A 9765-nucleotide genomic window follows, 5' to 3' on the forward strand; every position below is an offset into this window, starting at 1 on the left:
GGAGGTCTCCCGGGACGGTGACGGGTCTACCGTGACCGGTGAGGAGGTGGTCGCCGTGCCCGTCCAGCGGGACGTGGTGGTGATCGGCGCGTCCGCGGGCGGCGTGGAGGCGCTCCGTCAGCTGGTCCGGGTGCTGCCGGTGAACTTCCCGGCGGCGATCCTCGTGGTCATGCACCTGGCCCCGGGCGGAACGAGCGCGCTGCCCCAGATCCTCGGCCGGGCCGGCGAGCTCCCCGCGGTCGCCGCGACGCACGGCCGCCGGCTGTCCGCGGGCGTGGTCCACGTCGCCCCACCGGACCGTCACCTGCTCCTCGACGACGGCGTGCTGTTCCTCAGCCACGGCCCCACCGAAAGCGGGCACCGCCCGGCGGTCAACGCCACCTTCCGGTCCGTGGCCATCGCGGCGGGCCCGGCGGCGGTCGGGGTGGTGCTCTCGGGCGCCCTCGACGACGGCGCGCTCGGGCTCCGCGCGATCGTCGACCGGGGCGGCGCCGCGCTGGTGCAGGACCCGGCCGAGGCGCTCTACCCCGGAATGCCCGAGAGCGCGCTCGCCCGCACCCCGACCGAGCACGTGTACCCGGTCGAGGTGCTCGGCAAGGTGCTGGACAAGCTGGTCCGCACCCCGGCGCCGGCGGCCGCGGTGGCGCAGCCTTCCCCCGCGCTGCTCCTGGAAGACCGGATCGCGCGGGACGGCGTCCGGCTCGACGCCGTCGTTCCGGACGACGTGACCCCGCCTTCCGGCCACAGCTGCCCGGACTGCGGCGGCTCGCTCGTGGAGGTCGGCGGCCGGGACGGGCACTACCGGTGCCGCATCGGCCACGGCTGGTCGGCCGAGGCCTTGCTCGGAGCCCACGACCTCGAGTTCGAACGGGCGCTGTGGACGGCGTTGCGGTCCCTCGACGAGAAAACGGCGCTCGCCCGGCGGATGCAGGACAACGCCGGCGACCGGATCGGCCTGCTGGGCCGGCGGTACGAGAACACCGTGCGCGAGTGCGTCGCCGCCGCGGAGACGCTGCGGCGGTTCCTGCTCGCACAGGATCCCGGGACCGGTGCCGACGATGACCGGTGAGGACGCCGTGGTGCGCCTGGTCCCGGAGACGCGGGCCGGGGCCACGGTGGTGACCGTGACCGGCCGGCTCGGTCACGCGAGCTATCCCGACCTGCGCGACGGCCTGCTCAAGATCGCCACGGACGCCCCGGACAGCGTGATCGCCGACATCGGCCAGCTCTCCATCGACGAAGACCGGCTGGCCGTCGTCTTCGCGACGATCGCCATGCGGATCAGCGACTGGCCCGGTGTCCCGTTCGCGCTGGTCTCCTCCCGGCCGGAGCACCTCGCGGTGCTGAAGGTCCGGACGATAGACCGCTTCGTGGCGGTCCACCCGGACGTCGCGACGGCTGAGCTCGAACGGGACCACCCGCCGCGGCGCCGGGCGGTGCAGCTGCTGATGCCGTCGGTCCACGCCTCGGCACTGGCGCGGCAGTTCGTCACCCGCGTCTGCGCCGAGTGGGGCGTACCCGAACACAGCGAGGACGCCCTGCTCATCGCGACGGAGCTGGTGGAGAACACGATCCGGCACACCCTTTCGGCGCCTCGGCTCCGGCTCGAGCTGCGCAGGGACGTGTTCACCGTCGCCGTCGGCGACGACGACCCGCACCCGGCGGTGCGGCACGAGCGCGTCCACAGCTCCGATCCGGGGCTGGGCCTGCAGATGGTCGCGCAGATCGCCCGGGTCTGGGGGTGCAGCCGGTCCTGGCGGGGCGGCAAGGTCGTCTGGGCGGTGCTGGCCCGGCGTCGCCGCCCACGCGCGGCCGGCGAGTAGCGTGTCCTCGGTGACGGATCCCCGGGCGGAAACCGACGACGAGTTCGAGTCCGTGCTCGCCTACCTCAAGGAGTCCCGCGGCTTCGACTTCACCGGCTACAAGCGGACCAGCCTGATGCGGCGGGTCCAGCGGCGCATGAGCCAGGTCGGTGCCGAGAGCTACGCGGACTACGTCGACCAGCTCCAGGTGAACGCCGACGAGTTCGCCGCCCTGTTCAACACCATCCTGATCAACGTCACCGGGTTCTTCCGCGACCCCGAAGCCTGGGAGTACCTGCGCGAGCACGCGATCCCGGCCCTGCTGGCCGAACGCAACCCCGAGGAGCCGATCCGCGTGTGGAGCTCGGGGTGCGCGGCCGGCCAGGAGGCCTACAGCATCGCCATCGCGTTCGCCGAGACGCTCGGGACCGAAGCCTTCCGCCAGCGGGTCAAGATCTACGCCACCGACGTCGACGAGGAAGCCCTCGCCCAGGCCCGGCACGCGTCCTACAGCCCGGACGAGCTCGGCGGCGTGTCCGAGGCCCAGCTCGCGGAGTACTTCGAGCAGCAGGGTGGCCGCTACACCTTTCGCAAGGACCTGCGTCGCTCGGTGATCTTCGGGCGCAACGACCTCGTGCAGGACGCCCCCATCTCCCGCATCGACCTGCTCGTGTGCCGCAACACCCTGATGTACTTCAACGCCGACACCCAGACGAAGATCCTCGAGCGGTTCCACTTCGCGCTGGCGCCCCGGGGCATGATGTTCCTGGGCAAGGCCGAGATGCTGCTGAGCCACACCCGCCTGTTCGAGCCGCTCGACCTCAAGCAGCGGATCTTCCGCAAGAGCGCCACCGCCGGGGTCGGCTACCGGTACTTCGGCGGGCACAACCACCCGCCGCGCCGTTCGGCCGACGTGTCCACTCTCGACCAGCTGCGCGAGCACGCGTTCTCGACCAGTCCCGTCGCCCAGATCGTGGTGACCGGCGACGAGGTCGTCGCGTTGGTCAACCAGCAGGCCGAAAGCGCGTTCGGACTGTCCGAACGGGACGTCGGCCGGAAGCTCTGGGACCTCGACGTCTCCTACCGCCCGGTCACGCTCCGGCCCTACGTCGAGCAGGCGCGCCTGGAACGCCGATCGCTGCGGATCAAGGACGTCGAGTGGCGCCGCAGCGGCGACGCCGTGTGGTACGAGGTGCACGTGAACCCGCTGCTGGGCAAGGAGAAGAGCCTGCTCGGCGTGTCGGTGGTGTTCCACGACGTGAGCTGGGCGCGGTTGCTGCTCACCGAGCTCGAGTACACGAACGGCAGGCTCAAGTCGGCCTACGAAGAGCTGCAGTCGGCCAACGAGGAACTGGAGACCACCAACGAGGAGCTCCAGTCCACCGTGGAGGAGCTGGAGACGACCAACGAAGAGCTCCAGTCCACCAACGAAGAGCTCGAAACGATGAACGAGGAGCTGCACTCCACCAACGACGAGCTGCAGACGATCAACGACGCGCTGCGGGACCGCGGCCTCGAGCTCGACGAGCTGAACGACTTCCTGGAGTCGGTGCTGACCGCCGTCCAGGCCGGGATCGTGGTGATCGACACCGAGATGCGGATCAAGGCCTGGAACCGCGCCGCGGAGAACCTCTGGGGGGTCCGCCGTGAAGAGGCGCAGGGGATCCACCTGCTCAACCTGGACATCGGCCTGCCGATCGCCGAGCTGCGCCCGGTGGTCCGGGACGCGCTCGCCGACACCGGTTCCCCGGCCGAGCTGGCCCTGGACGCCGTCAACCGCCGGGGGCGCGCCGTCGTGGTGCGGCTGGTGTGCAGCACCCTGCGGGGCCGTGACGGGCAGAGCGTGGGCGCGCTGCTCATGATGGAGGAAACCGGGCCGGTGCCCGAAGAGGCCGCGCCGACGTCCTGACCCGCGGGTGGGACGACCACCGAGGCCGGGCCGAGCGTCGTGCGCGGCACCTCCCTGCGGTCCGGGTCAGCCGGACTGCGGGTCGCTGTCGTCGTGCTGATCGCCGCTCGACGTGCCCTGCTCGCCGCGCAGCGTTTCGCGCTGGGCCTCGGGGGTGTCGCCGTGCGGGTCGTCGCCCTCGGCGGGGTTCGCCGGGTGCTGCGTGCGGTCCTGACTCGTCATCTCGGATCCTCCTCCGGAAGTCTTTTCCGGACGCGGTTACCCCGTGACACCTCCGTCAACCACTCCGCGGCCGATCGGTTTGCGGCGATCTTCGCCGGGTAGCCGGGGCCGACGCGGTTGTCCGCCGGCGAGTGCGCCGGGCCGCGGCGAGTGAAGGAGACCGAGATGACCACGTCGGCGGAACCCGTCCGCCCGGGCCCCTTGGCCGCCCGGCCCGTCGTCCTCCGGCCCGCCCCGCGGCTGCTGCGGCTCCCGGGCGTCTACCGCCCCCAAGAGGACACCGCCCTGCTCGCCGCGGCGATCGCCGAGCTGGCGATCCCGCCCGGCGCGCGGGCCCTCGACCTCTGCACGGGCACCGGCGCCCAGGCGCTCACGCTCGCCCGTCGCGGCGCGGAAACCGTGCTGGCGCTGGACCTTTCCCGTCGTGCCCTGGTGTCGGTCCGCCTCAACGCGCTCACCCGGGGCCTGCGGATCCGGCCCCGCCGCGGCGACCTCGCGACCGCGCTGGGGGAGGGGCCGTTCGACGTCGTCGTCGCCAACCCGCCGTACGTGCCGTCCCCGGCCGCGACGGTCCGCGCCACCCGCGGCTGGGACGCGGGCCCGGACGGCCGGGCCGTCCTCGACCCGCTCTGCGACCGGGCGGACACGCTCCTGCGGCCCGGCGGCACGATGCTGATCGTCCAATCCCGACTGTCGGATGTGGACAAGTCGCTGCAGGTGCTGACCGCGCGCGGACTGCGCGCCGACGTGGTCCGCACCGCGCGCATCCCGTTCGGGCCGGTCCTTTCCGGACGGATGGAGTTCCTGGAGGCCGCCGGCCTGATCGAGCCGGGGCAGCGGATGGAGGAGCTGGTGGTGCTGCGTGCCGTCCGCTGACCGCCCCCGCCGCGTCACCGTCGTCCCGGGTGGACCGGTCCTCGTCGAAGGACCGGTCGAACTGCGCACCCCGGAGGGCGAAGTCGTCACGTCCGACCGGTTCGTCGTCGCGGTGTGCGCGTGCCGCCGGAGCAAGCGGTTCCCCTTCTGCGACACCAGCCACCGCAAACGCGTCCGGGCTCAGCCCGCCGACGGCTGACGCAGCGACGACCGCCCGGCCCGCCAGCTCTCCAGCAGCCCCGCGGCGAACCGGCCTTCCAGGAACTCCGTCGCCTGGATCCCCAGCACGACGTCGGCGGCCAGCTCGGGCTCCTGCTCGAGCAGGTCGCCGAGCACGTCGTGGCGCATCACCTGTTCGTGCACGGCGTCGGCCTCGATGTGCTCGGTGAAGAAGAACCGGCACGCCTCGGGTGCGCTCAGCCGGCGCAACCCCTGGTCCAGCCGCGTCGCCGACGGCGCCGTCGTGATCTCCGCCGCCGCGAAGTGACCGCACAGCGCGCCCCGCAGCGACCGGTGCAGGCCGAACATCGACATCATGTTGACCACCGCGAGCATCGTGCCCGGCACCTGGTCGATCAGCTCGAGGTAGCCGTCCGGCAGGCCCGCCGCGCGCAGCAGGTCCGTGTAGAGGCGGGCGTGCGCCAGCTCCGCGCGGCCGCCGCCGAACTCGTCGAACTCCACCGCCACCACCGCCGCCTTGGCCCGGCCGCGCAGCCGCGGGATCACCCACGCGTGCGGGTCGGCTTCCTTGTGGTGGTAGATCGAGCGGTGCGTGAAGTACTCGCGCACGTGGTTCCAGTCGCCGTGGTCGCGCAGGAAGTGCGACACCCCTTCGGCGTCAAGCGGTTCGACGAGCAACGCGTCGAGTTCGGCGGTGACGTCGTCGCCGCCCCGCACGTTTTCCCGCAGTGCGGCCAGGAACCGCGCCTCGAGCGCGCCGCGCAGCCGCAGCAGCTCCGGGTCCCACTCCCAGTCGGGCGAGACGCCCGGCAGGCCCTGGTAGTGCAGCTCGTAGCACAGGTGCAGGGCGAGCTGGAGGTCGTCGCCGAGCGGGTCGGCGTCCGCGAGGCCGTCGAAACTCAGGTCCGCGCGAGGCTGTTCGCGCAGCAGCGTCTGCAAAACACTCGCCGAAAGCGGACCGCGGGACGCCGGCAGGGTGGCTGCGGCGGTGAAGGTCGTCATGGCCGGGGTTTACCCGGTCAGCCGCGTTCCATGCCCGGCCGGCACGGTCCGCGCGGTGAGCCACCGCACCGCCTCCGCCGTCCCGCGCCCGGCCACCGCGCGCTGCTGCACCGAACCGGTCCCGTCGGCGCGCAGCGCCGCCACGAGCGCCTGGACCTCCGTCAGGTCCCCGCTGTCATCGAGCGCCGTCCGGACGTGGTCCAGCAGCGCCTCGACCAGCGACCACGCCGGCCGGCGCGTCTCTTCGAGCGGGTCGACGAGCAGGCCGGTCAGCCCGTGGCGCGCCGCGGCCCACACCGCCGCCGCGGTCACCTGCGGGGACAGCGGCGTGGCTTCGCGCCCGGCGGCCAGGTCGTCGAGAGCCCGCCGCACCAGCGCCCGGCTGAGCAGGGCCTGCAGTACGGCGTGGTCGACGGTCAGCGCGGTGTCGGCGACGCGGAGCTCGACCGTCGGGAAGCGGCCGGACGGCCGCGCGAGCCAGAACGTCTGGTCCGGGTCGACGAGCGCGCCGCAGTCGACGAGCGTCTCGACCGCCCGCCGGTACTCGGCGTGGTCCCGCAGGTGCGGCGCGACGCCGGAACCGGGGAAGCGGGACTGCAGGACCATCCGCCAGCTGTGGTAACCGGTGTCGCGCCCGTGGTCGAACGGCGCGTTGGCGGAGAGGGCGAGCAGGGTGGGCAGCCACCGGCCGAGGTGGTTGACGACCGCGACCGCGGTGTCGGGGTCGGCGACCCCGACGTGGACGTGGCAGCCGCAGGCCTCGTAGTCGGCGACCACCGCGCCGTAGGCGGCGTCGATGTCGGCGTAGCGGCCGGTCGCCGCGGGCGGGGGCGTGGCCGGTCCGGGCCCGACGGGCGTGCCGGTCGCCAGCAGCGCGCAGTCCTCGGCCGCGGCCGCGCCGGCCAGCACCCGCCGCGCCGCCGTCAAGTGCTCACGCAGTTCCCCGGCGGTGGTGCAGACGCCGCTGGCGGCCTCGATCTGGGTGAGCCGCAGCTCGCGGTGCACCCGGACGCCGTCCGGCAGCGGGCCGTGGTGGCGGTACCGCGCCAGCACCGGCTCCGCGCCCGGTGACGCGTGCCCGGTGCGCGGGTTGACCAGCAAGAACTCTTCCTCGACGCCCATCGTGGGCGGGCCGTCGGCCATGGCGGGCTCCTTCCGCGCGGGCGTTCGGCGGTGGTTACCCGTTCGGCCGGGGTAAATGCGCCTGGGCCCGGCCTTTGTTTGGCCGTCGGCGCGCGAGGGGTATCTCGGACGCATGACAACCTACGAGCGCCCGCGGGTGGTGGCAGCCGATCCGCCGCGGACGCCGCGGGTTCCGGCGCCCCGCGCCCCCGCGGAGGGGGACCTCCGGAGCAAGCTCCGGTGGAAGTCGCCGGACGCGATCGTCGTCCAGGTCGGCGGCGAGGTCGACCTCTGCACCGCGAGCGCGCTCGAAGCGACCTTGGCCGAGCACATCCGCGCCTGCCCCGGGGTCCTGCGGGTCGACCTGGCCGAGGTCCGGTTCTTCGGCGCGGCGGGCCTGCGGGTCCTCGTGCGTGCCCACCGGTCCGCCGAAGCGGCCGGTGTCCACCTCGTCGTCGACCCCGGCCGTTCCCGGGCCGCCGTCCGCGCGCTCGAGCTGCTCGACGCGCTCGAACCCCTTCTGCCCTAGGCGCTTCCGGTCAGCACGTCGACCACGGCCTCCGCCGAGTTCTTTTCCGCGAAGGCACGCCGCTGCCGGTCGGCGCCGCCGCCTTCGGCCGCCAAGCGGGCCGTGGTCTCGCGCGCGAAGTCCAGGTCTCCCGCCGTCTTCAAAGCCGGGGCGGTCAGCGCGATCAAGTCGTCCAGCACCGCCTTCACCGGCTCCAGCTCGCCGGTCCGCGGGTGCGGGCAGGAGCCGGTGACCCCTTCCTTCGACGCCCGCCAGAGCCGGCCGCGCAGCACCTCGTTCGACAGCTCCGGCGCCGGGCCGTCGTCGGCCAGCGCGGTCGCGACGAGCCCGCGGGCCAGCACGGCCAGCAGCACCGCTTCCGTCGGCGTCGCGGCGACGTCGGAGATGCGGAACTCCAGCGTCGGCTGCTTCTCCGACAGCCGGACGTCCCAGTAGATCATCCCGCGGTCCAGGATCGCGCCGGAGCGCAGCCAGCCGTCGACGATGCTCTCGTACTCGTCGAGCGACGCGAACCGCGGCGGCGGCCCGGCCGAGGGCCACCGGCTCCACTGGTGGTAGCGCCAGCTCGCGTACCCGGTGTCGTAGCCGTCGACGATCGCCGAGTTCGCGGTGATCGTCAGCAGCGCGGGCAGCCACGGCCGGACGTGGTTGAGCACGTCGATCCCCCGCGCCTTGTCGGGGATCGCGACGTGCACGTGGCAGCCGCAGGTGAGCGAAGTCCAGGCGGTGGCGCCGAAGTGCTCGGCCATCCGCTGGTAGCGCGGGTTCGGCGTGATCCGCGGCGGCTCCGCTTCGGACAGCGGGGGCGCGCCGGCGGGCAGCAGCCGGTAGCCGCGGGCCCGGGCCGCCTCGGCCAGGTCGTCCCGCAGCCCGCCGACCTGGCGCAGTGCCTCGGCGTGGGTGCTGCAGACGTCGGTGGCGGCTTCGGCCTGCGACAGGTTCAGCTCGTGTTGCAGCTCGCCTTGGACGTCCTCGGCCGCCTCCGCGGCGTCGACGACGTCGTCGCCGGCCTGCGAGAGGTGACCACGCCGGTCGACGACGAAGAACTCCTCTTCGATGCCGAAGGTCAGCACGTCTGGGTTCACCGGGGTTGCTCCTGGGGGGTCGGGGAGCCGGTGGGATACCCGCGCGGCGACCGGCGCAAACGGCGTTTTCCCCGGCGGGGAGCGGGTAACCGGGCGCTCATGGACGCTCCCACACCGTCGCTGCTGGCCGCCGACGCCGGGGCCACCGTGCGCCGGCTGGCCCGCTGCGTCGGCGACGGCGGGCTCGACTCACCCGCCGAGCTGTACCGCGTGCTGGGCGCCTTGCGGCTGCTCGCGGACGACCTGACCCACCTGCTGCCCGCCCTGCAGGGCCGGCTGGAGGAGGGCCTGCTGTCCGGCCGGGTGGCCGGCCACGGCGGCGACGACGCCGTCGCGGCCACGTGGGACTCGGTGGGGGACGTCGGCCGGGCGCTGGCCCACGCCGGCACCGTGGCCCTGCTGATGACGAAGGAACTGGAAAACGCCCAGGTCACCCTGCGGGGCCTGGCCGCACCGTGAGGACACCGATGTCGACCGACGCGATCGTGCTGCTCAAGAACGACCACAAGACCGTGGAGAAGCTGTTCAAGGAGTTCGAGAAGGCGGGCGAGGAGGCGTACGGCGAAAAGCGCCGGATCGCCGACTCGATCATCGAGGAGCTGACCGTCCACGCGTACATCGAGGAGGAGATCTTCTACCCGGCCGCGCGCGAAGCCGTGCCGGACACGAAGGACCACATCCTGGAAAGCGTGGAGGAGCACCACGTCGTCGTCTGGATGCTGTCCGAGCTGCTCGGCATGGACCCGAAGGACGAGACGTTCGACGCGAAGGTGACGGTGCTGACGGAGAACGTCCGCCACCACGTCGAAGAGGAAGAAGACGAGTGGTTCCCGGAGGTCCGTTCGGCGATGGGCCGCAAGCGGCTGCAGGAACTGGGGCAGCGGATGATCGACGCGCGCGGTGACGCGCCCAAGAACCCGCTGGAACTCAAGAGCGCCAAGGCCTAGGGCGTGTCCTGTAAGTGACCTAGCTGCGGTCCGGTTGGATTGCGGACGTGGTTGGTCGCGGTGAGTTGACGGACAAGGCCTGGGCGGTGAT

12 protein-coding genes are annotated in these 9765 nt (G+C 73.0%); 8 read left to right on the forward strand and 4 right to left on the reverse strand.

Going from position 1 to position 9765, the window contains the following annotated elements:
* Positions 1–31 precede the first annotated feature (31 nt).
* Genes ACIRSS_RS10965 through ACIRSS_RS10975 form a run of 3 tightly spaced genes read left to right on the forward strand, consistent with a single transcriptional unit; the run spans position 32 to position 3711 of the window.
* Complete coding sequence (locus tag ACIRSS_RS10965; protein ID WP_400893267.1) at positions 32–1069, forward strand: chemotaxis protein CheB; 1038 nt, start codon at positions 32–34, stop codon at positions 1067–1069.
* The gene (locus ACIRSS_RS10970) at positions 1059–1823 is read left to right on the forward strand and encodes an ATP-binding protein (RefSeq protein ID WP_400893270.1); all 765 of its coding nucleotides are present in this window, start codon (positions 1059–1061) and stop codon (positions 1821–1823) included. The genes ACIRSS_RS10965 and ACIRSS_RS10970 overlap by 11 nt, the downstream gene beginning before the upstream one ends.
* Before the next feature lie 10 nt (positions 1824–1833).
* On the forward strand, positions 1834–3711 hold the full coding sequence (locus ACIRSS_RS10975; protein WP_400893273.1) for a CheR family methyltransferase: 1878 nt from the start codon (positions 1834–1836) through the stop codon (positions 3709–3711).
* 66 nt (positions 3712–3777) lie between these two features.
* Here the strand turns inward: ACIRSS_RS10975 and ACIRSS_RS10980 are convergent, their stop codons facing one another.
* Entirely contained in the window at positions 3778–3933 is a 156-nt protein-coding gene (locus ACIRSS_RS10980) for a hypothetical protein (protein ID WP_400893276.1), read from the reverse strand.
* Between the two features lie 165 nt (positions 3934–4098).
* On the opposite strand from ACIRSS_RS10980, the gene ACIRSS_RS10985 reads away from it, so the two are divergent.
* Positions 4099–4809 carry a HemK2/MTQ2 family protein methyltransferase gene (locus ACIRSS_RS10985; RefSeq protein ID WP_400893279.1) on the forward strand — a complete coding sequence of 237 codons (711 nt, stop codon included), beginning with the start codon at positions 4099–4101 and terminating at the stop codon, positions 4807–4809.
* Positions 4796–5008: a CDGSH iron-sulfur domain-containing protein gene (locus ACIRSS_RS10990; protein WP_400893282.1), complete on the forward strand. Its 213-nt coding sequence runs from the start codon at positions 4796–4798 to the stop codon at positions 5006–5008. The genes ACIRSS_RS10985 and ACIRSS_RS10990 overlap by 14 nt, the downstream gene beginning before the upstream one ends.
* Here the strand turns inward: ACIRSS_RS10990 and ACIRSS_RS10995 are convergent.
* Complete coding sequence (locus ACIRSS_RS10995) at positions 4990–5991, reverse strand: iron-containing redox enzyme family protein (RefSeq protein ID WP_400893285.1); 1002 nt, start codon at positions 5989–5991, stop codon at positions 4990–4992. The two genes, ACIRSS_RS10990 and ACIRSS_RS10995, sit on opposite strands and share 19 nt — an antisense overlap.
* A 9-nt stretch (positions 5992–6000) precedes the next feature.
* Positions 6001–7134, reverse strand: coding sequence for a glutamate--cysteine ligase (locus tag ACIRSS_RS11000; protein WP_400893288.1), 1134 nt, complete (start codon positions 7132–7134; stop codon positions 6001–6003).
* 112 nt (positions 7135–7246) lie between these two features.
* On the opposite strand from ACIRSS_RS11000, the gene ACIRSS_RS11005 reads away from it, so the two are divergent.
* Entirely contained in the window at positions 7247–7642 is a 396-nt protein-coding gene (locus tag ACIRSS_RS11005) for an STAS domain-containing protein (RefSeq protein WP_400893291.1), read from the forward strand.
* Here the strand turns inward: ACIRSS_RS11005 and ACIRSS_RS11010 are convergent.
* The gene (locus ACIRSS_RS11010) at positions 7639–8727 is read right to left on the reverse strand and encodes a glutamate--cysteine ligase (RefSeq protein WP_400893293.1); all 1089 of its coding nucleotides are present in this window, start codon (positions 8725–8727) and stop codon (positions 7639–7641) included. The two genes, ACIRSS_RS11005 and ACIRSS_RS11010, sit on opposite strands and share 4 nt — an antisense overlap.
* A 99-nt stretch (positions 8728–8826) precedes the next feature.
* Between ACIRSS_RS11010 and ACIRSS_RS11015 the strand changes: the two genes are divergently transcribed.
* Together ACIRSS_RS11015 and ACIRSS_RS11020 are read left to right on the forward strand one after the other, a co-directional pair.
* Entirely contained in the window at positions 8827–9186 is a 360-nt protein-coding gene (locus tag ACIRSS_RS11015; protein WP_400893296.1) for a hypothetical protein, read from the forward strand.
* A gap of 8 nt (positions 9187–9194) precedes the next feature.
* A complete protein-coding gene (locus ACIRSS_RS11020) occupies positions 9195–9674 on the forward strand; it encodes a hemerythrin domain-containing protein (protein ID WP_400893298.1) in 480 nt (159 codons plus the stop codon).
* The last annotated feature ends 91 nt before the right edge of the window (positions 9675–9765 follow it).

This window comes from Amycolatopsis sp. NPDC101161 (assembly GCF_044768185.1).
Classification (GTDB): Bacteria; Actinomycetota; Actinomycetes; order Mycobacteriales; family Pseudonocardiaceae; genus Amycolatopsis.